Raw genomic sequence first — 23,856 nt, 5'->3', positions numbered from 1 at the left:
GTGTTTCCCGACCGCATCACCTCTGTTTCCCGCGAGGAACGCTGCCCTCAGCAGTGGCCGGGGGTGGGTGTGAGGGTTCGGAGCCGGGGCCGAGGGCGGGTGTGAGGGTTCGGGGCCGGGGCCGGGGGAGCGCTGTGAGGAAGCCGTACGCCCGCGGACCGCGCGTGATCGAGCCGCCCACCATGGTCCGGCCGGGGCGCCCGCCGGCCTTCGCCTCGCGCCGGCCGCCGATATTGCGTACGAACAGGGGCCCGCCTGAGGCTACGGTGACGCCGTGACGACTCAGGTGATCGTGCTCAACGGGGGTTCCAGTTCCGGCAAGTCCGGGATCGTGCGATGTCTCCAGGCGGTCCTGCCGGACCCGTGGCTGGCCTTCGGCATCGACGGCTTCGTGGAGTCGCTGCCGGCCTCGCTCCGGGCGGGCGACGCGGGAATCGAGTTCGCCGCGGACGGCGGGGTGAGCGTCGGGGAGGAGTTCTCGCGCCTGGAGGCGGCCTGGCGGGCGGGGGTCACGGCGACGGCCTGGGCGGGCGCCCGGGTGATCGTCGACGACGTGTTCCTGGGCGGCGCGCATTCGCAGGAGCGGTGGCGAAAGTCGCTGGACGGACTGGACGTGCTGTGGGTCGGCGTGCGCTGCGAGGCCGCCGTCGCCGCGGGCCGCGAGCTCGTCCGGGGCGACCGGGTCAGCGGGATGGCCGAGAAGCAGGCGGAGATCGTCCACCAGGGCGTGGTCTACGACCTCGAGGTCGACACCACCCGCACCGAGGCCCTGGACTGCGCGCGCACCATCGCCGAGGCGGTCGTCAGCGGCTCCCCGTGAGGTGCGCGAACACCACCACGTTGCCCCGGTATCCGGTCGCCCGTGAGTAGCCCCCGCCGCAGGTGATCACCCGCAGCTCCGGTCTCTTCGCGGCCCCGTACACCTTCTCGTCGGGGAAGTCCTTCGCGTCGTACACCTCGACCGCGTCCACCGTGAACACCGCGATGCCTCCGTCGCGCCGGTCCACCTCGATCGCACTCCCCTTGCGCAGTGCGCCGAGGCCGTAGAAGACGGCCGGTCCGTCCGCGTTGTCGACGTGCCCGGCGACGATCGCGGTGCCCGTCTCGCCGGGGGTGGTGCCGGCCTCGTACCAGCCGGCGAGGTTCTTCCTCCTGGCGGGCGGCACATCGAGGCTGCCGCTCGCGGTGAGGGCCAGGGCCGTCAGCGGCGCGTCCACGTGGATCGAGGGGATGCGGACGCGGTCGGGCGGGGACGGCGGCAGGGCGGGCGCGGCGGCCCGCCCGCTGTCCCGTCCCGCGTGCGCCTGGGCGGCGGACGGCTGGGGCGGGGCGTGTGTCTCGGCGCCGCTGCGCAACAGCCACGCGCCGCTGCACAGGGCCACCAGGGTGACGCCCGCTATGGCGGTGTTGCCGAAGCTGCGGTTGCGCACAGGAGCCTCCTCTACGGCTGGCCTGCCCGTCCCCCTCCGGGCCGCGAGGGGCGTCGGACCCGGAGGGGGAGGGGACATGCGGTACCGGCGGACGGACAGCGGAGGGTGTCCGTCAGATCCCGTCGCCTCTCGCCCGGCGATGCAGGAGCCAGGTACCGCCCGCGGCGGCGACGGCGAGAGCCGCCACGCCGGCCGCGGTCTGCACGGGGTCGGGGCCGAGCGCGCCACCGACCCCCGTCTTCACACTTCCTCTGGGATGCACCGGCTGCCGCTGCGAGGTCAGCGTCACCACCAGGTCACCGGTCACCCGCCGGCCGCCCTCCGCGCAGGTCGCGGCGATCTCGTACGTCCCCGGCTGCGCGCTCGGCGGCACCCGGAACTGTCCGATCGCGTCCTCCTCGTGGGTGCTGGGCGCCAGCGTGAAGGTGCCCGCGCCCACCGCGCTGGCGTCGCCGGTCGCCGTGCCGCCGTCCCCGCACGCCGTCGTGTTCACGGTGACCTGCCCGCCGGGCACCACGGAGGACGGGAACACCTCGAGCCCGTCCGTGTCCCCGGCGTGCGCGGGCGCACAGAGGAGACCCGCGGCGGCGACGGCGAGCGCACTGCCGGTCAGCAGGCGGACGGTGGGGCGCATGGTGCTCCTTCGAGCTCTCGGGTGGGTCCCTGTGCCTTCGAGGTAAGTGGCAGTGGGCCGAGCGCGCTTCCTGAGGGTGCGTCAGAAATACGGTGAATGGGTGTCAGATCGGCGCGGACCGAGGCTGATCGCTCGGAGTTTCAGCAGGTCACGGCGGTCTGGCGGGGGTGACGTCGAAGAGAACCCGAAGGGCGCAGGGCGCGCGTGTGAACGGGTGACCCGTCGGCCAGGGGCAGCGCTTGACCTCAACTTTGGTCGAGGTATCAGGCTGTCCTTCATGCAGACACACACCGCTCCTCTTCATGTCGCCCTGATCGTCGGAAGCAACCGCCACGGCCGCTTCGGACCCGTTGTCGCCGACTGGCTCCTGGACCGCCTGCACGACCGCGACGACCTGGTCACCGAGGTCGTGGACGTGGCTGAGGTCCCCCTGCCCATGACCTTCGCCCGGACCGAGGAGGCGGCCGCGGCCCTCGCCTCGGTGACCCCCAAGCTCGCAGCGGCGGACGCCTTCGTCGTCCTCACCCCCGAGTACAACCACAGCTACCCGGCCGGTCTTAAGAACCTGATCGACTGGCACTTCACGGAATGGCAGGCCAAGCCGGTGGCCCTCGTCTCCTACGGCGGCATCTCCGGCGGCCTGCGCGCCGTGGAGCACCTCCGGCAGGTCTTCGCCGAACTCCACGCGGTGACGACGAGGGACACGGTGAGCTTCCACAACGCGGGCGGCTCCTTCGCCGACGGCCGCCTGAAGGACCCGTCGGGCCCGGAGGCGGCGGCGAAGACGATGCTGGACCAGCTGGTGTGGTGGGGGAGGGCGCTCAGGGAGGGGAGGACTGTCCGGCCGTACGGCGGATGAGGTGCGCCGCGGGCGGGGCTACCGTGAGGTGATGGGCATGGAACAGCGCATCACCCTGATCACGCTCGGCGTCCTCGACCTCGCCCGCGCCAAGGCCTTCTACGAGGCGCTGGGCTGGCGTGGCCAGGAGGTCGCGGAGACGGTCTTCTTCCAGGCGGGCGGGCTGGGCCTGGTTCTGTGGAGCCGGGAGAAGCTCGCGGAGGACTGCGGACTGGAGCCGGGCCCCGCGAGCGGCTTCGGCGGCATCGCACTGGCCCACAACGTCCGCTCGGAGGCGGAGGTGGACGACCTCCTCGCCAAGGTGGCCGAGGCAGGCGGCACCATCACCAAACCGCCCGCCGTCAACGCGATCGGCTTCTACTCCAGCGCCTTCACGGACCCGGACGGCCATGCCTGGGAGATCGCGTACAACCCGGGCTTCCCACTGGCGGAGGACGGCTCACTGACTTTGCCGGACTTCGGCTGAGCGACGGGGCGGCCTGGCGATTGGGAGACTGGGCGACCGGGCTGAGGCGAGGAAGGGGGGACACCGGCGGTGGAGCGTATCCGCGCCCGCGAGCCGGATGCCATCGCTCTTCCTCGGCCTCAGCCTCGGTCCCGGCCTCAGCCCCCGCCGCCGGACGAGAACTCCTCCGCGAGCCCGCGATGCCGTTCCGCGACCCGCTTCGCCTCGGTGGGGGTGACGGAGGACCCCGGCAGGCTCCCGAGGCGCTCGATCTCGTCGGCGAAACGCAGATGCTCGGCGCGCGCGTGCTCCCGGCAGGCCAGACACGTCACCCGGTCGGGCCGCGGCGAGGTCATGGCGTACGGCACCCGCAGCCCGCACCCGGTGCCGACGACGCTCGGCAGATCCCCGGCCAGCCCGAACGTGGCCGCGAGCATGGTGCGCACGGCGGCCTCGCCGCGGACCACCTTCACCTCGACATGGATGTGCGGGTCGTTTTTGCCCACCTGCCCCTCCTCCTGCCACCGGTACGGCCGCCCCGGAGACCCGGGGCGGCCGCATCACACGCCGGAAGAGCGGTGGACGTCAGTTCACGTTCACCGCGCTCCAGGCCGCCGCCACCGCGTTGTACTCCGTGCTGCCCGCGCCGTACAGATCCTTCGCCGCGTTCAGTGTGGCCGTCCGCGCCCCCGCGTAGTTCGTCGAGGACGTCATGTAGACGGTCAGCGCCCGGTACCAGATGGCGCCCAGCTTGTCCCGGCCGACGCCGGTGACCGTGGAACCGTTGGACGTCGGCGAGTTGTAGCTGACGCCGTTGATGGTCTTCGGACCGCTGCCCTCCGCCAGCAGGTACGCGAAGTGGTTCGCGACCCCGGAGGAGTAGTGGACGTCGAGGTTGCCGACCGAACTGCTCCAGGAGTCGGCGGAGTTGCCGTCCTTGGAGGGCTTGTCCATGTAGCGCAGGGCGTCCCGTCCGAAGCCGGAGCGGACGATCTTCTCGCCGATCAGGTAGTCCCCGGCGTCCGAGGAGTTGCCCGCGTAGAACTCCACCAGCGTGCCGAAGATGTCGGAGGTCGCCTCGTTGAGCCCGCCCGACTCTCCCGAGTACGTCAGCGCCGCCGTCTTCGACGTCACACCGTGGGACATCTCGTGTCCCGCCACGTCCAGCGACACCAGCGGGCCGAGCTGCGTCCCGTCACCGTCGCCGTACGTCATGCAGAAGCAACTGTCGTCCCAGAAGGCGTTGTTGTACTTGTTGCCGTAGTGGACCCGGTTGTACGAGCCCTTGCCGTCACCGCCGATGCCGTTCCGCCCGTGGACGTTCTTGTAGTAGTCCCAGGTGACGTCGGTCCCGTACTGCGCGTCCACCGCCGCGGTGGCCCGGTCCGAAGTCGCCCCCGTGCCCCAGTGGTTGTCGGCGTCGGTGAACAGGGTCGCGGGCGCCCGGCTGATGCAGATGTTCAGGAAGCACAGGTCGGTCTTGTTGGCCGCGTCGCCGGTGTACGTGTTTCCGCGCGCCGCGTCCTTGAGCTGGTACGTCGACCCCGACTGCGTGGTGTTCAGCGCGACCGTGCCGCTGTACAGAGACTTCCCGTCGCCGGCCGCCTGCTCGATGCTGTCCCACGCGTCGATCTGTGCACCCGTGCGGGCGTCCGTGAGCACCGTCCGCGCGACCGGGTTGCCGAGCGAGTCCTGTGCGGCCGCGTTGGTCTGCCAGGCCAGCTTCGGGGCCCCGTGCAGGGCGTCGACGACCAGCTGCGGCTTGGCGGTGAGCTTCTTCAGCGTCTCGCCCAGGTTGGCCGCCTTGAGCGCGTTCGCCGCGAGGTCGGCCGCCTTCGGGGCGGACAGGGCCGGGGTGACGCTCGACAGGGATATCGCGCGCCTCGTGGCGCGCGAGGAGCTCTCGTACGCCCCGTTCGGCGCCAGGTGGAGCACGAAGTCACCGCCCAGCACGGGCAGTTGGTGGTAGGTGCGGTCGTAGCGCACGTGCTGCGTGCCGTCGGCGTCGACGATCACGTCACGGACCTTGGTGCCCTGGGCGGAGGTGAGCCCCAGCGCCGAGGCCCGGTCGGCCAGGACGGAGGCGGCGTTCTGGAGTGCGGTGGCCCTGGTCGGCTTGTCCGCCGCACCGGCGGCGGGGGAGAGGGCGGCGGCCAGCAAAGTGGCGGCGGTGGCGGCGACTCCGGCGGTGGCGAGACGACGGGAACGGGCACCTCGGACGTACGGCCGTATCCGACTCATCGGTCTCCTCTGAAAGGCGCCAACGCGGCGCGTGGGGGGTGGGGCGGACGTTGACGAAGATTTAAGAGGCCATGACAAGCCATGTCCATACCGCGTCACGTGCAGGTGTGTGAGGGGAGAGAATCGTTTCTGTGACCCCTGCACGACTCCCGTTCTTCGTCTACGGCACCCTCCGCCCCGGCGAGGTCAACCACGACCTCTTCCTGCGCGGCCGGATCTGCTCGGAGGAGCCGGGCCGGCTACCGGGTGCGCTGCTCTACGACGGTCCCGGGTACCCGTACGCGGTGGAGGAGCCGGGCGGCGGACCGGTCCTCGGTGAGCTTGTCACCGCGAGCCCCGAGGAGTACGACGAACTGCTCGCCGCTCTCGACGAGTTGGAGGAGTACGCGCCGGGCGATCCACGCAACCTCTACGAACGGGTCGCCCGCGAGGTGGTGCGCGTCGCCGACGGGACGGCCGTGCGCGCGTGGGTGTACGTGGCCGCGCCCTCCGTCGCCGTACGCCTGCGAGCGCGCGGCAAGCTGATCGAGAGCGGTGACTGGCCGGCGAGGTGAGCTACCGCTCCACGGCCGCCGAGGTGAGCTACCGCTCCACCGCCTCCACCCGCACCGCGCACGCCTTGAACTCCGGCATGCGCGACGTCGGGTCCAGCGCCGGGTTGGTGAGGGTGTTGGCGCGGCCCTCGCCGTACCAGTGGAAGGGCATGAAGACGGTGTCGGGGCGGATGCCCAGCGTGATGCGGGCCGGTGCCACGGCCCGCCCGCGCCGTGAGACCACGGCCACCGGGTCGCCCTCGGCCGCCCCCAGCCGCTCCGCCAGCCGGGGGTGCAGCTCCACGAACGGTCCCGGCGCGGCCGCGTTCAGCTCGTCCACCCGCCGGGTCTGCGCACCGGACTGGTACTGCGCCACGACCCGGCCGGTCGTCAGCAGCACCGGGTACTCCTCGTCGGGCTCCTCCGCGATCGCCCGGTGCGAGACGGGGACGAACCGGGCCCGGCCGTCCGGGTGGGCGAAACGGTCCAGGAAGAGCCGCGGGGTGCCGGGGTGCACGTCCTCGTCACCGGCGGGTGCGTCCTTCTCCGGCGTCGGACACGGCCAGAACACCCCGTTCTCCTCCGCCAGTCGCCGGTACGTGATGCCGGAGTAGTCGGCCGGACCGCCCGCGCTCGCCCGGCGCAGCTCCTCGAAGACCTCCTCGGGGTCCGTCGGGAAGCCCTTCTCCACTCCGAGGCGGTCGGCGAGTTCGTGCATGACCTCCAGGTCGCTGCGGATGCCGACCGGCGGGGTGATCGCCTGCCGGCGCAGCAGCACCCGGCCCTCCAGGTTGGTCGTCGTGCCCGTCTCCTCGGCCCACTGCGTCACCGGCAGGACCACGTCCGCGAGGGCCGCCGTCTCCGAGAGGACTACGTCACAGACGGCAAGGAAATCAAGGGACTTGATGCGCTCCTCGATGTGCGCGGCGCGCGGCGCCGACACCACCGGGTTGGAGCCCATCAGGAGCAGCGACCTGATGTCGGTGCCGAGCGCGTCGAGCAACTCGTAGGCGCTGCGCCCCGGTCCGGGCAGCGAGTCGGGGTCCACGCCCCACACCTCGGCGACATGGGCCCGCGCCGCCGGGTCGTCCAGCTTGCGGTAGCCGGGCAACTGGTCGGCCTTCTGGCCGTGTTCGCGCCCGCCCTGGCCGTTGCCCTGCCCGGTCAGACAGCCGTAACCGCTGTACGGGCGTCCCGCGCGTCCGGTCGCCAGGCACAGGTTGATCCAGGCGCCCACGGTGTCGGTGCCCTTGGACTGCTGCTCGGGCCCGCGCGCGGTGAGCACCATCGCGGACTCCGGCTCGCAGAACATCCGTACAGTGTCCCGGAGTTGGGGCACCGGTACCCCGGTGATCCGCTCCACGTACTCCGGCCAGTGGGCCATCGCGGCGGCCCGGGCGTCCTCCCAGCCGGCCGTGCGCTCACGGACGTACTCCTCGTCGACGAGCCCGTCGGCGACGACCAGGTGCAGCAGTCCGAGCGCGAGGGCGAGGTCCGTGCCGGGGCGGGGCATGAGGTGCAGATCGGCCTGCTCGGCGGTCCTGGTGCGGCGCGGGTCGATGACGATCAGCGTGCCGCCGTTCTCCTTGAGCTCGGTGAAGAACCGCAGGGCGGGCGGCATGGTCTCGGCGAGGTTGGAGCCGACGAGGATCACACAGCCGGACTTCGGTATGTCCTCCAGCGGGAAGGGCAGCCCCCGGTCGAGGCCGAAGGCCTTGATGCCGCCGGCCGCTGCGGACGACATGCAGAAGCGCCCGTTGTAGTCGATCTGCGAGGTGCCGAGGACGACCCGCGCGAACTTGCCGAGCGTGTACGCCTTCTCGTTGGTCAGGCCGCCCCCGCCGAAGACCCCGCACGCGTCCGGGCCGTGCTCCGCGCGCGTGCGGGACAGTCCCTCGGCGATCCGGTCCAGTGCCTCGTCCCAGCCGGCGGGCACGAGTGTGCCCCCGGAGCGCACCAACGGGGAGGTCAGGCGCACCCGGGACGAGAGCACCGCGGGCGCGGTACGGCCCTTGCTGCACAGCGCTCCCCGGTTCACCGGGAAGTCCGCGCGCTCGCTCACCTCGACGGTCCCGTCCGGAGCGGGGGTGAGGTTCATGCCGCACTGCAGGGCGCAGTACGGGCAGTGCGTGGGCGTCGCGGAGTTCTGCATGCCCTTCAGCGTGCTTCGGCCGTGTTACGCCGGGGACGACCCTTTGTTACGCGCCCAAGACGGCGACCTCCCTATCGGCGCCCGGAAGCCGTGAGGCGCATACGCGCCCACCTGAGAGTCGCCGCCGCGCGGCGCGGAAGTTGCCTGCGATGTGAAAGGCGCCACATGTGGCGCATTCCGTCGCGTGCTTGGCCGATCACACATCGTTGAGTGTTGAAAAACCGGGGCTACAGTCGAAAGCGGATCCAGCTTGGCGCCAGGCACACCGTGATGCGAGAAGCCAGCCAGGAGGTTCCGCCAGCATGTCCTTGCGCCACTTGGTCCCCCGCGACCAGCATCTCTTCCGGGCCTACGGCCACGGACCCACCGTTCCCGTCCCCGACCCGCTCGTCCACCGTGCGATCGAGCGCCGGGCGGCCGCGAACCCGCGTGCCGTGGCGGCGGAGCACGCCGGTGCGACGATCACCTACGGCGAGCTCGACCGGTACGCCGACGCCCTCGCCGCCCGTCTGGTCCGCGAGGGCGTCCGCCCGGGCGACCACGTCGGGCTCTTCGTCCGCCGCTCCGTGCCGATGCTCGTCGGTCTGCTCGGCATCCTGAAGGCGGGTGCCGCCTATGTCCCGCAGGACATCGGCCTCACGCCCCCGGCCCAGCTCGCCCATGTGGTCCGGGCCGCCCGCACCCGGATCGTCCTCACCGTCGCCGAGCACGCGGCCCGTGTCCCCCGCGGCCCCCATGTGATCACCCTCGACGAACCGCTGCCGTACGAGCCGACGGCCGCGCCCGCGCGGACGGTCCGCCCCGACGACGGCTGCTATGTCCTGTTCACCTCCGGCACCACGGGCCGCCCCAACGGCGTGAAGGTCACCCACCGCAACGTGGCGAGCCTCCTCCTCACCGAGCCCGGCGGCCTCGGCATCCGGCCCGGCGACCGTGTGGCCCAACTCCTCAACATCGCCTTCGACATGGCGGCCTGGGAGATCCTCGGCTGCCTCACCCACGGCGGCACCCTCGTCATCCGCGGCCGGGACATCACGGCGACGGCCCGCACGGCCGACGTCCTGATCGCCACCCCGACCGTCCTGTCCGGCATCGACCCGGCGCTCTGCCGGCGGGTGCGGACGGTCGCCGTCGCCGGGGAGCCCTGCCCGCGTCCCCTCGCCGACCGCTGGGCGCGCGGGGCCCTCTTCTACAACTGCTGCGGCCCGACCGAGACGACCATCGTCAACACGATGAGCCGTCACGACCCGTCGGCCCCGCTGCTGACCATCGGCCGTCCCACCCCCAACAACACGGTCTACGTCCTGGACGCCGACCGTCGCCCGCTGCCCATCGGGGCCGTCGGCGAGATGTGGGCGGGCGGCGACTGCGTCTCGGCGGGCTACCTGGACAACCCCGCCCTGAACGCCGAGCGTTACGCCCCCGACCCCTTCCTCGGCGGCGACCACCGGATGTTCCGCACCCGCGACCTCGGCCGCTGGACCGCCGACGGCGAGCTCGAACACCTCGGCCGCACCGACGACCAGGTCAAGGTCCGCGGTTTCCGCGTCGAGCTCGACTCCGTCTCCTCGGTCCTGGAGGCCGTCGAGGGCTGCGCCCGTGCGGTGACCCTGAAGCGGGACGCCCGCACCCTGGTCTCCTTCGTCTGTCCGGCGGACGTCGACCCCGAGCGGGCCCGGCGGGCGGTCGCGGACGCGCTGCCGTACTACTGCGTCCCCGAATGTGTCATGCCCCTGCCATTCCTGCCGGAGACGGACCGGGGCAAGGTCGACAAGGAGGCGCTGCTGCGGATGGCCCTGGAAGGGGACCGGGCGACTCTTCAAGGAGCGGTCCGATGACCACATCTCTCGACCGGCAGGACGTCGACCTGCCCCCGCTCGTCCCGAGGCACCGCCGGCTGCTCAAGCACCCCCGCCTGATGCACTACAACCGGCTGGCGGCCCTGGTCGTCATCGCCAACCTCGTGTTCCTGTGCACGAGTTGGGTCCCCTCGGCGCAGACCATGGGCGACGCGGCGCTCGTCAACCTCGCCCTCGCCGTCGTCGTCCGCCAGCAGTACGTCATCAACCTGCTCTTCCGGCTGGCGACCTCGGCCCCGACGAGCTGGCCCCTGAGGATCCGCTGGACGCTCGGGAAGGTCTACCACTTCGGCGGCCTGCACGTGGGCGGGGCACTGGCGGGCACGGCCTGGTTCCTGGCCCTGACGACCGGAACCCGCAACGGCCCCCTCATGGCGGTCGGTTGGACCCTGCTGGCCCTGCTGGCACTCATCGTCGCCACGGCCCTGCCGCCCTTCCGGTCCCGCCACCACGACCACTTCGAGAAGATCCACCGCTTCGGCGGCTGGACGGCCCTGGCCCTGTTCTGGGCGCACACGCTCCTCGCCGCCCCCGGCCCCTTCGAGGTGACCGTCCTCACCGTCGTCACCTTCAGCGTCGCGCTGCCCTGGCTACGGCTGCGCAAGGTGGCCGTACGTCTCGAACGTCCCTCCTCCCACGTCGTGCTGGCCCGCTTCGACCACGGCGAGACCCCCTTCGCGGGTTCCTCGACGGCGATCAGCCGCAGCCCGCTCAAGGAATGGCACTCCTTCGCCAACGTCCCCGCGCCCGGCCAGCCCGGCTTCCGGCTCACCATCTCCCGGGCCGGCGACTGGACGGGGGCCTTCATCGACGACCTGCCGGCGAAGGTCTGGGTCAAGGGCATCACGACCGCCGGAGTCGCCAACATCGAGGTCCTGTTCAAGAAGGTGGTCTACGTGGCGACCGGCAGCGGCATCGGCCCCTGTCTGCCCCATCTCCTCGCCGCCGAGGTCCCCTCCCGCCTGGTCTGGGCGACCCGCGACCCCCGCGCCACCTACGGCGACGCCCTCGTCGACGAGATCCTCGCCGTCCAGCCGGACGCGCTGGTCTGGGACACCTCCCGGCACGGCAAGCCCGACATGGTGCGCCTCGCCCACCAGGCCTACCGGGACTTCGGGGCCGAGGCCGTCATCTGCATCTCCAACAAGAAGCTGACCTGGCAGGTGGTGCACGGTCTGGAGCGGCGGGGGATCCCCGCGTACGGCGCGATCTGGGACTCGTAGAAGGGAAGGCCGATGAACAACCTGAAGCTGGAACGGCACGGCGGCGTCGTGACCGTGCGTCTGCACCGCCCGCACGTCCTGAACGCGCTCAGCTCCGAGTTGCTGACCGAACTCCTCGCGGTCCTGCGCCCGTTGGACGAGGACCGGGAGGTCGGCTGCTTCGTCGTCACCGGTTCGGAGCGGGTCTTCGCGGCGGGCGCCGACATCAAGGAGATGGCCGGGAAGTCGGCCGTGGACATGGCGGCCGAGGACTACTTCGCCGCGTGGGAGGAGTTCGCCGACCTGCGCACCCCGAAGATCGCCGCCGTCAACGGCCCCGCCCTGGGCGGCGGTTGCGAACTGGCGATGATGTGCGACCTCGTCGTCGCGGGGGAGTCGGCGGTCTTCGGACAGCCGGAGATCAAGCTCGGGGTGATCCCGGGCATCGGCGGCACCCAGCGCCTGACCCGGCTGGTCGGCGGGGCGAAGGCCATGGACCTGATCCTCACCGGACGCACGATGGACGCGCGGGAGGCGGGGCGCTGCGGCCTCGTCTCCCGGGTCGTACCCGACGACCGGGTCCTGCCGGAGGCCCTGGAGGCGGCCGCGACGATCGCCTCGTACGGGCGTACGGCGGTCAGGGCGGCCCGTGAGTGCGTGCACCAGGCACTGGAGACCGGTCTGCGAGACGGCATCCGCTTCGAACGCCGGGTCTTCCACGCCCTGTTCGCGACGGCCGACCAGAAGGAGGGCATGACCGCGTTCCTGGAGAAACGCGCCCCGCGCTTCACCGGACGCTGACGGCGCGCCCGGGGACGGGCCTTCGTGGCCCGTCCCCGGGCCCGCCCGCGCACAGGGGCGGACGCGGAGTCGCCCGCCGCCCGCTCGCTCAGCGCGCCGACGCCAGCGCGTTCGTCACCCCGGGTTCCTTGGGCCCCAGGAACCGCGGATCCGGCCGGAACACCGCGTCCAGGGCCGCCTTGCCGGCCGCGAAGACCTCCCGGGTGCCGCCGTAGTACCAGGTGGCGTCGTGCTTGGCAGCCACGCCGACGCCGTACGACGTGACCCCCGCCGCCTGACAGAGCGCCACCGCGCGCCGGATGTGGAACCCCTGGCTGATCAGCACCGCCTTGTGGACGCCGAAGATCTTCCGGGCGCGGACACAGGAGTCCCAGGTGTCGAAGCCGGCGTAGTCACTGACGATCCGTCCGTCCGGGACGCCGTGCCGGGTCAGATAGGCGCGCATCGCGTCGGGCTCGTCGTAGTCCGCACGGCTGTTGTCACCGGTGACGAGGACCACCTCGATCCGGTTCTCCCGGTACAGCTTCGCCGCCGCGTCGAGCCGGTGCGCGAGATACGGCGAGGGCTCGCCGTCCCACAGCCCGGCACCGAAGACCACGGCGACCTCGGTGCGCGGCACGTCGGCCGTCGTCCGCAGCCGGTCGCCCGTCACGACGTACATCCAGGTCGACGGCAGCAGTGCGAGCACGCACCCCGCCATCACGGCCTGCACGAGCCTGCGCCGCCCGGCACGCGTGCGTGGCAGGCGCGGTCTGCATACCCTCGGCAGTCGCATCGGACGTCCCTCCCCGGTCGCTCTCGACAAGCAGAGACGTGCCGTCGGGCCGACCGGTTCGTCCGCCGACGCGTGAGCAGACTCACGTCAGGACGCGAATGCGCAGGTCACGCCTCCTCACACGGCCGATCCCGGCGTGGTGAACCGCTGGAAAGCACGCGTTATTGCTGGGAAACGGGGAGGCAACCTCGGGCCGTCACCATCGATGCATGAACCGGATCAGCAGCCAGCCCAGCCTCGTCTCCCTCGACGACCGGCGCCGCCCCGAGCCGCCCGCGCTCGTCCTGGTGGCCCACGGCAGCCGCGATCCGCGCACCCTCGCCACGGTCCACGGCCTCCTGGACCGGGTCCGCGCACAGCGCCCCGGCCTGCCGGTCCACCTGGGCCACATCGAGCTCAACGAGCCACTGCTCCCGGACACGCTGGCGTCCCTGGGCACGGCGGAAGCGGTCCTGGTCCCCTTGCTGCTGAGCCGCGGCTACCACGTGAAGCGCGACATCCCCGAGATGGCGGCGGCCTCCCCGGCACGCACACGCGTGGCCGCCCCGCTGGGCCCGCACCCCCTCCTGGTGGACACCCTGCACGCCCGCCTGACCGAGGCGGGCTGGAGCACGGACGAGGAGACGCGCCGCACCAGCGCGGTGGTCCTCGCGTCCGCGGGCTCCCGCGACCCCGACTCGGCCGTGGACACCCGCCGCACGGCCCAGCTGCTCTCGGACCGCCTGGGCGTCCCGGTGGTCCCGGCCTACGCCTCCGCGGCGACCCCGACGGTCGACACGGCGATCCGCGCACTGGCGGCGCGAGGCCGCGACAGGGTGGCGGTGGCGTCGTACTTCACCGCCCGGGGCCTGTTCGCCACGCAATGCGCGCAGAAGGCTCCGTGGCTGGCGTCGGCCCCCTTGGGCACGCACCCGGCGATGGCCGACCTGATCCTGCACCGCTACGACCAGGTGGCCGACCTCAGCGGCGCGGGGAGCCGCGCGGCCGGCCACGAACTGCCCGCGCTCGCGGTGTAGCCGGTACCCGGCAGACGTACAGGCGAATTGTCAGTCACTGCCCGTACTGTCAAGACATGCCGTACGACCCGCAGTCAACAGAACGCTGGGCCCCAGAACCCGACAAACGCCCCGGCCGCACCGCCTTCCAGCGCGACCGGGCAAGGATCCTCCACTCCGCCGCGCTCCGAAGGCTCGCCGGCAAGACACAGGTCGTCACCCCGGGCACCCGCAGCCAGGTGTGGGACGCCAGCCCCCGCACCCGCCTCACCCACTCCCTGGAATGCGCCCAGGTCGGCCGCGAGCTCGGCGCGGCCCTCGGCTGCGACCCGGACCTCGTGGAGGCCGCCTGTCTCGCCCACGACCTCGGCCACCCGCCCTTCGGCCACAACGGCGAACAGGCACTCAACGAATTCGCCGACGACTGCGGCGGCTTCGAGGGCAACGCGCAGTCCCTGCGGCTGCTGACCCGCATCGAGCCCAAGCGCTTCACCGAAGAGGGCTCGGTGGGGCTGAACCTCACCCGGGCCACCCTCGACGCGGCCACCAAGTACCCCTGGCCGCGCGGGGCGCAGGCGTCCCGGAAGTTCGGCGTCTACGAGGACGACCGCCCCGTCTTCGACTGGATCCGCAAGGAGGCCCCCGGCACCCGCACCACTTTCGAGGCCCAGGTCATGGACTGGTCCGACGACGTGGCGTACTCGGTCCACGACGTCGAGGACGGCCTGCACGCGGGCCACATCGACCCCAACTGCCTGCACGCCGAACCGGAACGCGCGGCCGTCTTCGAGGTGGCCCTCGGCCGGTACGTACCGCAGGACACCGACCCGGCGGAACTCGCCGCGGCCCTCGACCGCCTCCAGGACCAGGAGTGGTGGCCGCACGGCTACGACGGCTCGGCCGTCGCCCAGGCCCGCCTCAAGGACGCCACCAGCCAGCTCATCGGCCGCTTCTGCCTGTCCGCCGAGGCAGCCACGCGCGCGCGGTACGGCACCGGCAGGCTCACCCGGTACGACGCCGAACTCGTCGTACCGCACGGCACCCGCCTGGAGTGCGCGGTCCTGAAGGCCGTCGCCGACCGGTACGTCATGCAGCGCGCCGAGCAGGAGCGGCTGCGGGCCGACCAGCGGGTCGTCGTCGCCGAACTGGCCGAGGCGTTCACCGTCCGCGCCCCGGACGGCCTCGACCCCCAGTTCCGCGCGCTCTTCGACCGGGCGCCCGACGACCGCGCGCGCAAGCGGGTGATCGTGGACCAGATCGCCTCCCTGACCGACGCGTCCGCCCGCTCGCTTCACGCCCGTCTCACGGGGCACCTGTGATGCTTGCGGGACACAAGTTGTGCGGAGAAGACGGGAGTGACATGGAACGAGTCCGAATGTGACCCTCCGTGGCCTGATCGGGCCACTCCCTCTTCCCCCATCACGCTCCGTGCGGGACGCTCCCATGTGGCGGCACCTTTACGAGGAGGCATCAAGTGGTCGACGCGGATCAGACTTTTGTCATCGTGGGCGGAGGTCTCGCCGGCGCGAAGGCGGCCGAGACGCTCCGGACGGAGGGCTTCACCGGCCGCGTGATACTGATCTGCGACGAACGCGACCACCCCTACGAGCGCCCGCCGCTCTCCAAGGGCTACCTCCTCGGCAAGGAGGAGCGCGACAGCGTCTTCGTGCACGAACCCGCCTGGTACGCGCGCAACGACATCGAGCTGCACCTCGGCGAGACCGTGGACGCCATCGACCGGGCGGCGAAGACGGTCCGCTTCGGCGAGGACGGCACCTCCGTCCGCTACGACAAGCTGCTGCTGGCCACCGGCGCCGAACCCCGCCGCCTGGACATCCCGGGCACCGACCTGGCCGGTGTCCACCATCTGCGCCGCCTCGCCCACGCCGAGCGTCTCAAGGGCGTCCTGGCCACCCTGGGCAGGGACAACGGCCACCTCGTGATCGCCGGCGCCGGCTGGATCGGCCTCGAGGTCGCGGCGGCGGCCCGGGAGTACGGCGCCGAGGTCACCGTCGTCGAGCCCCTGTCGACCCCGCTGCACTCCGTCCTCGGCCCCGAGCTCGGCAACCTCTTCGCCGAACTCCACCGCGAGCACGGCGTCCGCTTCCACTTCGGGGCCCGACTGACGGAGATCGTCGGGCAGGACGGCATGGTCCTCGCGGCCCGCACCGACGACGGCGAGGAGCACCCCGCGCACGACGTCCTCGCAGCGGTCGGCGCGGCCCCGCGCGTCGCCCTCGCCGAGGCGGCCGGACTCGAACTGGCGGACCGGGCGCACGGCGGCGGCATCGCGGTGGACGGACAACTGCGCACCTCCGACCCGGACATCTACGCGGCGGGCGACGTGGCCTCCTTCCACCACGCCCTCTTCGGCGACCGGCTGCGGGTCGAGCACTGGGCCAACGCGCTCAACGGCGGCCCGGCGGCGGCGCGAGCGATGCTGGGCCGCCAGGTGACGTACGACCGAGTGCCCTACTTCTTCTCCGACCAGTACGACCTGGGCATGGAGTACAGCGGCTGGGCGCCCCCGGGCACGTACGACGAAGTGGTGATCCGGGGAGACGCCGGCAAGCGCGAGTTCGTCGCCTTCTGGGTGAAGCAGGGCCGCGTGCTGGCCGGGATGAACGTCAACGTGTGGGACGTCACAGAACCGATTCAGGGACTGATCCGGTCCGGGGCTCAGGTGGACACGGAGGCGCTGGCGGACCCGCACGTTCCACTCGTCAGCCTCGTCCCGTAGGTGTCAGTACCTCCCCGTAGACTTCACGCGTGGCAGGACGGATCAACGACGAGGACGTGAAGGCGGTACGGGACGCGGTCCCGATCGACGCCGTGGTGTCCGAGTACCTCCAGCTGCGCAACGCGGGCGGTGGCAACCTCAAGGGCCTGTGCCCCTTCCACGACGAGAAGTCGCCGTCCTTCCAGGTCAGTCCGAGCAAGGGTCTCTTCCACTGCTTCGGCTGCCAGGAGGGCGGCGACACCATCACGTTCGTGATGAAGGTCGACCACCTCTCCTTCTCCGAGGCGGTCGAGCGCCTCGCCGGCCAGGCCGGCATCACCCTGCGCTACGAGGAGGGCGGCTACAACCCCTCCCACCAGCGCGGCGAGCGGATCCGCCTGGTCGAGGCCCACAAGATCGCCGCCGACTGGTACATGGAGCAGCTGGCGAGCAGCCCGGAGGCCGACACCGGCCGCCAGTTCCTCGCGGAGCGCGGCTTCGACCAGGCGGCGGCCGCGCACTTCTCCGTCGGCTACAGCCCCCAGGGCTGGGACCACCTCACCCGCTTCCTGCGCGGCAAGGGCTTCACCGACAAGGAGCTCCTGCTCTCCGGACTCTCCCAGGAGGGCCGCCGCGGCCCCATCGACCGCTTCCGCGGCCGCCTGATGTGGCCCATCCGCGACATCGGCGGAGACGTCGTCGGTTTCGGCGCACGCAAGCTCTACGAAGCGGACAACGGCCCGAAGTACCTCAACACGCCCGACACGGCGATCTACAAGAAGTCCCAGGTCCTCTACGGCATCGACCTCGCCAAGAAGGACATCGCCAAGGCGTCCCGCGCGGTCGTCGTCGAGGGCTACACCGACGTCATGGCCTGCCACCTCGCCGGCGTCACGACCGCCATCGCGACCTGCGGCACTGCCTTCGGCAGCGACCACATCAAGATCCTCCGCCGGCTCCTCATGGACAACGGCTCGGCCCGCGTGATCTTCACCTTCGACGGCGACGCGGCCGGCCAGAAGGCGGCCCTGCGCGCCTTCGAGGACGACCAGAAGTTCGCCGCCGAGACCTACATCGCCATCGCACCCGACGGCATGGACCCCTGCGACCTGCGCCTCGCCAAGGGCGACGACGCGGTCGCCGACCTGGTCGAACCCCGCACCCCGCTCTTCGAGTTCGCGCTGCGCCAGATCGTCGTCCGCTACGACCTCGACACCCCGGCCGGCCGAGCGGCCGCCCTCGACGAAGCGGCCCCCATCGTCGCCCGCATCAAGAACAGCGGCGCCCAGCACGAGGTCGCCGTCCAGCTCGCCGGCATGCTCGGCATCCTCGACACCCAGTTCGTGGTCAAGCGGGTGGCCCAGCTGGCCCGTTGGGCCCGCGACCGCGGCGGGAAGGGCCCGGCCCCCTCGGGACGCGGCTCGCAGCAGCCGTCGTACGACGGAGCCCACCGCCCCGCCGTCTCCGGCCCCGCCCTCACCCTGCGCAACCCCGTCTACGCCACCGAGCGCGAGCTGCTCAAGCTCGCCCTCCAGCGCCCCGAACTGGTCTCCCCGGCCTTCGACGCGTACGGCATCGACGAGTTCACCGCCCCGCCCTACGCCGCCGTGCGCCAGGCCATCATGGACGCGGGCGGCGCCGAGTACGGCGTCCAGGACTCCCAGGACTATCTGGTCCGCGTCCGCGAGGCCGCCCCCGACGACGCGGTCCGCGCGATGGTCACGGAGCTGGCCGTCGAGGCGATCATGCGCAAGACGGTCGACGAGAACTACGCGGGCGACCAGCTCGTCACCGTCCGCCGCCGCGCCGTCGACCGCCGCATCCAGGAGATCCAGGGCACCCTGATCCGCCTCGGCAACGGCGGCGACCCGGCCCACCTGGCCGCCGTGCAGAACGAGGTGTGGGTCCTGCAGCAGTACGGCCAGGCACTGCGCGAGCGCGGAGCCGCCGCCCTCTAGCCACGTGTACGGCGGAGTAACTGCGCGGTCACGGCCCGATTGCAAAAAGTCACCGCACGCCCCTCGTGGCGGCGATGTGTCGTACTCCACACTGGGTTCCGGTGCCTGAGTCCTCGGAGCGCGGCCGATCCGTCCCCAGCGGGTCCCAGACCCCCGCGATTCCGCTCAACGAGTACGGGACGGACAGCGGCGAGGCCGCCGACTCCGCCCCCGAAGTACCGCTGCCGCACCCCCTGGCAGCGATCATCCTGGAGGTCGCCCCCGTGCAGACCCAGACCCTCACACAGACCGAGAACAGTACCGACGACACGACAGAGCAGGACGCCGAGACCGACGTTCTCGTCGCGGTGCCCCCGCAGAGCCGTGTCGTGCACCACCCCGAGGCGGAGCCGGACGCGCCGCCCGCGGAAGCCCTCGAGCACGTGGAGACGGAGCCGGTCGAACCGCCCGAGCCGCCCCGCGGCCGCGTCGACACCGGCGGCCCGTCCTCGGACCTGTTCCGCCAGTACCTGCGGGAGATCGGCCGGATCCCGCTGCTCACCGCGGCCGAGGAGGTCGAACTCGCCCGCCGGGTCGAGGCCGGGCTGTTCGCCGAGGAGAAGCTGCTCAACACCCCCGACCTCGACAGCCAGTTGGCACTCGACCTGGACCGCCTGGTGGTGCTGGGCCGGATGGCCAAGCGCCGTCTCATCGAGGCGAACCTGCGGCTCGTGGTGTCCGTCGCCAAACGGTACGTCGGCCGCGGCCTGACCATGCTCGACCTGGTGCAGGAAGGCAACCTGGGCCTGATCCGGGCGGTCGAGAAGTTCGACTACGCCCGCGGCTACAAGTTCTCCACCTACGCCACCTGGTGGATCCGCCAGGCCATGTCCCGGGCCCTCGCCGACCAGGCCCGGACGATCCGGGTCCCGGTCCACGTCGTCGAGTTGATCAACCGTGTCGTGCGCGTCCAGCGCCGCATGCTCCAGGAACGCGGCTACGAACCCACCCCGGAAGAGGTCGCCTCCCACCTCGACCTCGCCCCGGAACGCGTCAGCGAGGTGCTGCGCCTGGCCCAGGAGCCGGTGTCCCTGCACGCCCCGGTGGGCGAGGAGGACGACGTCGCGCTCGGTGACCTCATCGAGGACGGCGACGCGGCGTCTCCTGTGGAGTCGGCGGCGTTCCTGCTGCTCAGGGAGCACCTGGAGGCGGTGCTGTCGACGCTGGGCGAGCGCGAGCGCAAGGTCGTACAGCTGCGGTACGGGCTCGCAGACGGCCGGCCTCGCACGCTGGAGGAGATCGGGCGGATCTTCGGCGTGACACGCGAGCGGATACGCCAGATCGAGTCGAAGACCCTCAACAAGCTGCGGGACCACGCCTTCGCGGATCAGCTGCGGGGATATCTGGACTGAGGGAAGGGGCCGCTCGCAGGCGGCCCCTTCCGGCTAGTCGACCTCCGCCACCGCCTGCGCGAACTGTGCCTTGTACAGGCGCGCGTACGCCCCGCCGGCCTCCAGCAGGTCCGTGTGCGTGCCCTGTTCGACGATCGAGCCGTTCTCCATCACGAGGATGGTGTCCGCGTCCCGGATGGTCGACAGGCGGTGCGCGATCACGAACGACGTGCGCCCGTGCGCCAGTTTGGCCATCGCCTTCTGGATCAGTACCTCGGTACGGGTGTCGACCGAACTCGTCGCCTCGTCCAGGACCAGGATCACCGGGTCCGACAGGAACGCCCGGGCGATCGTGATGAGCTGCTTCTCGCCCGCGCTCACCCCGCTGCCCTCGTCGTCGATGACGGTGTCGTAGCCCTCGGGCAGGGTCCGCACGAACCGGTCCGCGTGGGCCGCCCGCGCCGCCTCCTCGATCTCGCCCCGGGTGACCTCGCGCGAGGCGCCGTACGCGATGTTCTCCGCGATGGTGCCGCCGAACAGCCAGGTGTCCTGCAGGACCATGCCGATCCCGGCGCGCAGTTCGTCCCGGGACATCCTCGCGATGTCCACGCCGTCGAGGGTGATCCGCCCGCCCGAGACGTCGTAGAACCGCATCAGCAGGTTGACCAGGGTCGTCTTGCCGGCACCGGTCGGGCCGACGATCGCGACCGTGTGCCCGGGTTCGACCTTCAGCGAGAGGTCCTCGATGAGCGGCTTCTCGGGGTCGTAGCGGAAGGACACGTGCTCCAGGGCGACCCGTCCGCGCAGCTCCTCCGGCTTCTCGGGGACCTGGGGATCCGCCTCCTGCTCCTCCGCGTCCAGGAGTTCGAAGATCCGCTCGGCCGAGGCGACACCCGACTGCACGAGGTTCGCCATGGACGCGACCTGCGTGAGCGGCATCGAGAACTGGCGCGAGTACTGGATGAAGGCCTGCACGTCCCCGATGGACAGCGAACCCGACGCGACCCGCAGCCCGCCGACGACCGCCACCAGCACGTAGTTGATGTTCGAGACGAACATCATCAGCGGCTGCATGACCCCGCTGTTGAACTGCGCCTTGAACCCGGCCTCGTACAGCGCCTCGTTCTGCTCGGCGAACTGCGCGGCCGACTCGTCCTGACGCCCGAACACCTTCACCAGGTTGTGCCCTGTGTACATCTCCTCGATGTGGGCGTTGAGCTTGCCCGTGGTGCGCCACTGCTGCACGAAGTGCGGCTGCGAGCGCTTGCCCACGCGCGTGGCGACGACGAACGACAGCGGCACCGTGACCAGCGCGACCAGCGCCAGCAGCCAGGACACCCAGAACATCATCGCGAGCACCCCGATGATGGTGAGCAGGGAGTTGATGAGCTGGCCCATCGACTGCTGGAGGGTCTGCCCGATGTTGTCGATGTCGTTCGTCGCCCGGGACAGGACCTCGCCGCGCTGGCGCTTGTCGAAGTACGACAACGGCAGCCGCGACAGCTTCGTCTGCACGTCCTCGCGCATCCGGAACATCGTGCGGTTGACGGTCCGGTTGACCAGCCGCGTCGCCACCGCCATCAGCAGCCCGGCGATCAGGAACACCCCGACCGCGAACAGCAGGACATGTCCCACGGCGGTGAAGTCGATGCCCTCGCCGGGGGTGAAGTCGGTGCTGCGGAGCATGTCGGCGACCTGACCCTCGCCGCGGGCCCGCATCTGGGCGAGCACCTCCTCCTTGCTCGCCCCGGCGGGCATCTGCCGTCCGATGATGCCCGCGAAGACCAGGTCGGTGGCCTCGCCGAGGATCTTCGGCCCGACCACGTTCAGGCCGACGCTGACGACCACGCAGGCCAGCATCGCGTAGAGGGTGAAGCGTTCCGGCTTGAACTGGGCGAGCAGCCGCCTTCCGGACACCTTGAAGTCGATCGAGCGGGTCTCGGGACCGCCGCCTGCCATCATGCGCCCCATGGGCCCGGCCATCAGGCAGCCTCCGCTTCCGTGAGCTGGGAGAGCACGATCTCCCGGTAGGTCTCGTTGTCCGCCATCAGCTCGCGGTGGGTGCCGGTGCCGACGACCCGCCCCTCGTCGAGGACGACGATCCGGTCGGCGTCCCGGATGGTGGCCACCCGCTGGGCGACGATCACGACGGTCGCCTCCGAGGTCTCCTCGGCGAGCGCCGCGCGCAGGGCCGCGTCGGTCGCGTAGTCGAGGGCGGAGAAGGAGTCGTCGAAGAGGTAGATCTCCGGCCGCTGCACCAGCGTGCGCGCGATGGCGAGACGCTGGCGCTGCCCGCCGGAGACGTTGGTGCCGCCCTGGGCGACGGGGGAGTCGAGCCCGTTCTCCAACCGTTCGACGAAGTCCTTGGCCTGCGCCACCTCCAGCGCGTGCCACAGCTCCTCGTCCGTGGCGTCCGGATTGCCGTAGCGGAGGTTGGTGGCGACCGTGCCCGCGAAGAGGTACGGCTTCTGCGGGACGAGCCCGACGGTCTTCGCGAGCAGCTTCGGATCGATGGTCGACACCTCGGTCCCGTCGACGAGCACCTCGCCGTCGGTCGCGTCGAACAGCCGGGGGACGAGCCCGAGCAGCGTGGACTTGCCGCTGCCGGTCGAGCCGATCACGGCCGTCACCTCGCCGGGCCGGGCCACCAGGTCGATCGCCTTGAGCACGGGCTCCTCGGCACCGGGGTAGCGGAAGCCCCCGCCCCGGATCTCCAGATGTCCGTGCCGCCGCAGCTCGGTGACGGGCGCCACCGGCGGGACCACGCTCGACGAGGTGTCCAGCACCTCCTGGATGCGCTCGGCGCACACCTCCGCGCGCGGCACCATCATGAACATGAAGGTGGCCATCATCACGGACATGACGATCTGCATCAGATAGGCGAGGAACGCGGTCAGATCACCGATCTGCATCCCGCCGCTGTCGATCCGGTGGGCGCCGAACCACACCACGGCGATCGACGACAGGTTCACCGTCGTCATGACCACGGGGAACATCAGCGCGAGCAGGTTGCCGGTCTTGAGGGAGATGTCCGTGAGGTCGGTGTTCGCCTTCCGGAAGCGCTCCTCCTCGTACTCGTCGCGCACGAACGCCCGGATGACCCGGTTGCCGCTGATCTGCTCGCGCAGCACCCGGTTCACGGTGTCCAGACGCACCTGCATGGACCGGAACAGCGGCCGCAGCCGCCGTACGATCAACGTCACACAGATGCCCAGCGTCGGCACCACGGCCACCAGCACCGCGGACAGCGGCACGTCCAGGCCGAGCGCCAGCACGATGCCGCCGACACACATGATGGGCGCCGACACCAGCAGGGTGAACGTCATCAGGGCCAGCATCTGGACCTGCTGCACGTCATTGGTCGTGCGGGTGATCAGCGTGGGCGCGCCGAACTGGCCCACCTCGCGTGCCGAGAACGACTGCACCCGGTCGAAGACCGACGCCCGCAGGTCCCGGCCGAGCGCGGCGGCGGTCCTGGCGCCGTAGAACACGGCCCCGATGTTGCACACCACCTGCGCCAGCGAGATGCCGATCATCAGAGCGCCGAAGCTCAGGATGTAGCCGGTGTCGCCGTTCACGACACCGTTGTCGATGATGTCCGCGTTGAGCGTGGGCAGGTAGAGGGTGGCGCAGGTCTGGAGGAACTGCAGCAGCACCAGGAAGGCGATGGGTTTCTTGTAGGGCCTGAGGTAGGTCCGCAGAAGTCGTATGAGCACGCTACGTCTCTCGGAGTCGGCGACGGGGCGGTTTGGTTGCCCCTGGCCCCTATCGTCGGACACTCCACCCGTGTTACCTCAACCGATTAAGCCGAGAGCAGTGCTTCGTACGGCCTTACGGGTCCCCCTCGGGCCGGACTCCTACCGGACCCTTACCTTCCGCGGCT

At 71.2% G+C, this 23,856-nt stretch carries 20 protein-coding genes; 12 read left to right on the top strand and 8 right to left on the bottom strand.

Annotated features, from left to right (window positions below; translation table 11 throughout):
* Nucleotides 1-274: 274 nt before the first annotated feature.
* Nucleotides 275-820, top strand: a complete 546-nt coding sequence (gene cpt, locus IOD14_RS36305) for a chloramphenicol phosphotransferase CPT (protein ID WP_123989010.1) — start codon at nt 275-277, stop codon at nt 818-820.
* On the opposite strand, the gene IOD14_RS36300 is transcribed toward cpt, so the two are convergent.
* Both IOD14_RS36300 and IOD14_RS36295 read right to left on the bottom strand, forming a co-directional pair.
* Nucleotides 804-1,430, bottom strand: a complete 627-nt coding sequence (locus tag IOD14_RS36300; protein WP_212672519.1) for a class F sortase — start codon at nt 1,428-1,430, stop codon at nt 804-806. The genes cpt and IOD14_RS36300 overlap by 17 nt on opposite strands.
* A 112-nt stretch (nt 1,431-1,542) precedes the next feature.
* Nucleotides 1,543-2,064, bottom strand: a complete 522-nt coding sequence (locus tag IOD14_RS36295) for a hypothetical protein (protein ID WP_123989008.1) — start codon at nt 2,062-2,064, stop codon at nt 1,543-1,545.
* 277 nt (nt 2,065-2,341) lie between these two features.
* Between IOD14_RS36295 and IOD14_RS36290 the strand changes: the two genes are divergently transcribed.
* Nucleotides 2,342-2,923: an NAD(P)H-dependent oxidoreductase gene (locus tag IOD14_RS36290; RefSeq protein WP_212672518.1), complete on the top strand. Its 582-nt coding sequence runs from the start codon at nt 2,342-2,344 to the stop codon at nt 2,921-2,923.
* A 37-nt stretch (nt 2,924-2,960) separates the two neighbouring features.
* Nucleotides 2,961-3,389, top strand: coding sequence for a VOC family protein (locus tag IOD14_RS36285; RefSeq protein WP_123989006.1), 429 nt, complete (start codon nt 2,961-2,963; stop codon nt 3,387-3,389).
* 137 nt (nt 3,390-3,526) lie between these two features.
* On the opposite strand, the gene IOD14_RS36280 is transcribed toward IOD14_RS36285, so the two are convergent.
* Together IOD14_RS36280 and IOD14_RS36275 are read right to left on the bottom strand one after the other, a co-directional pair.
* The gene (locus IOD14_RS36280) at nt 3,527-3,874 is read right to left on the bottom strand and encodes a hypothetical protein (protein ID WP_212672517.1); all 348 of its coding nucleotides are present in this window, start codon (nt 3,872-3,874) and stop codon (nt 3,527-3,529) included.
* Nucleotides 3,875-3,953: 79 nt separating this feature from the next.
* Nucleotides 3,954-5,609 (bottom strand): M4 family metallopeptidase, encoded by a 1,656-nt coding sequence (locus tag IOD14_RS36275; RefSeq protein ID WP_212672516.1) that lies wholly within the window; start codon nt 5,607-5,609, stop codon nt 3,954-3,956.
* Between the two features lie 131 nt (nt 5,610-5,740).
* Here IOD14_RS36275 and IOD14_RS36270 point away from each other — a divergent pair, with 131 nt between their 5' ends.
* Nucleotides 5,741-6,163 carry a gamma-glutamylcyclotransferase family protein gene (locus tag IOD14_RS36270; protein WP_212672515.1) on the top strand — a complete coding sequence of 141 codons (423 nt, stop codon included), beginning with the start codon at nt 5,741-5,743 and terminating at the stop codon, nt 6,161-6,163.
* Nucleotides 6,164-6,191: 28 nt separating this feature from the next.
* Here IOD14_RS36270 and IOD14_RS36265 read toward each other — a convergent pair whose 3' ends face one another.
* Nucleotides 6,192-8,294, bottom strand: coding sequence for a molybdopterin oxidoreductase family protein (locus tag IOD14_RS36265; protein WP_212672514.1), 2,103 nt, complete (start codon nt 8,292-8,294; stop codon nt 6,192-6,194).
* A gap of 302 nt (nt 8,295-8,596) precedes the next feature.
* On the opposite strand from IOD14_RS36265, the gene IOD14_RS36260 reads away from it, so the two are divergent.
* From IOD14_RS36260 to IOD14_RS36250, 3 genes are read left to right on the top strand one after another with little or no spacing between them, the layout of a single operon-like run.
* The gene (locus tag IOD14_RS36260) at nt 8,597-10,132 is read left to right on the top strand and encodes an amino acid adenylation domain-containing protein (protein ID WP_212672513.1); all 1,536 of its coding nucleotides are present in this window, start codon (nt 8,597-8,599) and stop codon (nt 10,130-10,132) included.
* Entirely contained in the window at nt 10,129-11,376 is a 1,248-nt protein-coding gene (locus tag IOD14_RS36255; RefSeq protein WP_212672512.1) for a hypothetical protein, read from the top strand. Before IOD14_RS36260 ends, IOD14_RS36255 begins: the two co-directional genes overlap by 4 nt.
* Before the next feature lie 12 nt (nt 11,377-11,388).
* Nucleotides 11,389-12,156 carry an enoyl-CoA hydratase-related protein gene (locus IOD14_RS36250; RefSeq protein WP_123988999.1) on the top strand — a complete coding sequence of 256 codons (768 nt, stop codon included), beginning with the start codon at nt 11,389-11,391 and terminating at the stop codon, nt 12,154-12,156.
* An 88-nt stretch (nt 12,157-12,244) separates the two neighbouring features.
* Here the strand turns inward: IOD14_RS36250 and IOD14_RS36245 are convergent, their stop codons facing one another.
* Nucleotides 12,245-12,931, bottom strand: a complete 687-nt coding sequence (locus tag IOD14_RS36245; protein ID WP_212672511.1) for an ElyC/SanA/YdcF family protein — start codon at nt 12,929-12,931, stop codon at nt 12,245-12,247.
* Nucleotides 12,932-13,140: 209 nt separating this feature from the next.
* On the opposite strand from IOD14_RS36245, the gene IOD14_RS36240 reads away from it, so the two are divergent.
* From IOD14_RS36240 to IOD14_RS36220, 5 genes are all read left to right on the top strand, one after another.
* The gene (locus tag IOD14_RS36240; protein WP_123988997.1) at nt 13,141-13,947 is read left to right on the top strand and encodes a sirohydrochlorin chelatase; all 807 of its coding nucleotides are present in this window, start codon (nt 13,141-13,143) and stop codon (nt 13,945-13,947) included.
* A gap of 56 nt (nt 13,948-14,003) precedes the next feature.
* A complete protein-coding gene (locus tag IOD14_RS36235; RefSeq protein WP_123988996.1) occupies nt 14,004-15,245 on the top strand; it encodes a deoxyguanosinetriphosphate triphosphohydrolase in 1,242 nt (413 codons plus the stop codon).
* 155 nt (nt 15,246-15,400) lie between these two features.
* Nucleotides 15,401-16,666, top strand: a complete 1,266-nt coding sequence (locus IOD14_RS36230; protein WP_212672510.1) for an FAD-dependent oxidoreductase — start codon at nt 15,401-15,403, stop codon at nt 16,664-16,666.
* Nucleotides 16,667-16,695: 29 nt separating this feature from the next.
* Nucleotides 16,696-18,603, top strand: a complete 1,908-nt coding sequence (gene dnaG, locus IOD14_RS36225) for a DNA primase (protein ID WP_212672509.1) — start codon at nt 16,696-16,698, stop codon at nt 18,601-18,603.
* A 101-nt stretch (nt 18,604-18,704) separates the two neighbouring features.
* Nucleotides 18,705-19,994: an RNA polymerase sigma factor gene (locus tag IOD14_RS36220; protein ID WP_212672508.1), complete on the top strand. Its 1,290-nt coding sequence runs from the start codon at nt 18,705-18,707 to the stop codon at nt 19,992-19,994.
* Between the two features lie 33 nt (nt 19,995-20,027).
* On the opposite strand, the gene IOD14_RS36215 is transcribed toward IOD14_RS36220, so the two are convergent.
* Together IOD14_RS36215 and IOD14_RS36210 are read right to left on the bottom strand one after the other, a co-directional pair.
* Complete coding sequence (locus IOD14_RS36215; protein ID WP_212672507.1) at nt 20,028-21,956, bottom strand: ABC transporter ATP-binding protein; 1,929 nt, start codon at nt 21,954-21,956, stop codon at nt 20,028-20,030.
* Nucleotides 21,956-23,689 carry an ABC transporter ATP-binding protein gene (locus tag IOD14_RS36210; RefSeq protein WP_123988991.1) on the bottom strand — a complete coding sequence of 578 codons (1,734 nt, stop codon included), beginning with the start codon at nt 23,687-23,689 and terminating at the stop codon, nt 21,956-21,958. The genes IOD14_RS36215 and IOD14_RS36210 overlap by 1 nt, the downstream gene beginning before the upstream one ends.
* Nucleotides 23,690-23,856 lie beyond the last annotated feature (167 nt).

It is taken from the genome of Streptomyces sp. A2-16 (assembly GCF_018128905.1).
GTDB lineage: Bacteria > Actinomycetota > Actinomycetes > Streptomycetales > Streptomycetaceae > Streptomyces.
Note: the sequence above shows the minus strand (reverse complement) of the source record. Positions and strands in the feature narration are given on the sequence as shown.

Coding starts and splice junctions, on each gene's coding strand:
- IOD14_RS36295 (WP_123989008.1), bottom strand. CDS start 2,064: ATGCGCCCCACCGTCCGCCTGCTGACCGGCAGTGCGCTCGCCGTCGCC.
- IOD14_RS36290 (WP_212672518.1), top strand. CDS start 2,342: ATGCAGACACACACCGCTCCTCTTCATGTCGCCCTGATCGTCGGAAGC.
- IOD14_RS36285 (WP_123989006.1), top strand. CDS start 2,961: ATGGAACAGCGCATCACCCTGATCACGCTCGGCGTCCTCGACCTCGCC.
- IOD14_RS36275 (WP_212672516.1), bottom strand. CDS start 5,609: ATGAGTCGGATACGGCCGTACGTCCGAGGTGCCCGTTCCCGTCGTCTC.
- IOD14_RS36265 (WP_212672514.1), bottom strand. CDS start 8,294: ATGCAGAACTCCGCGACGCCCACGCACTGCCCGTACTGCGCCCTGCAG.
- IOD14_RS36260 (WP_212672513.1), top strand. CDS start 8,597: ATGTCCTTGCGCCACTTGGTCCCCCGCGACCAGCATCTCTTCCGGGCC.
- IOD14_RS36255 (WP_212672512.1), top strand. CDS start 10,129: ATGACCACATCTCTCGACCGGCAGGACGTCGACCTGCCCCCGCTCGTC.
- IOD14_RS36250 (WP_123988999.1), top strand. CDS start 11,389: ATGAACAACCTGAAGCTGGAACGGCACGGCGGCGTCGTGACCGTGCGT.
- IOD14_RS36245 (WP_212672511.1), bottom strand. CDS start 12,931: ATGCGACTGCCGAGGGTATGCAGACCGCGCCTGCCACGCACGCGTGCC.
- IOD14_RS36240 (WP_123988997.1), top strand. CDS start 13,141: ATGAACCGGATCAGCAGCCAGCCCAGCCTCGTCTCCCTCGACGACCGG.
- IOD14_RS36235 (WP_123988996.1), top strand. CDS start 14,004: ATGCCGTACGACCCGCAGTCAACAGAACGCTGGGCCCCAGAACCCGAC.
- IOD14_RS36215 (WP_212672507.1), bottom strand. CDS start 21,956: ATGGCCGGGCCCATGGGGCGCATGATGGCAGGCGGCGGTCCCGAGACC.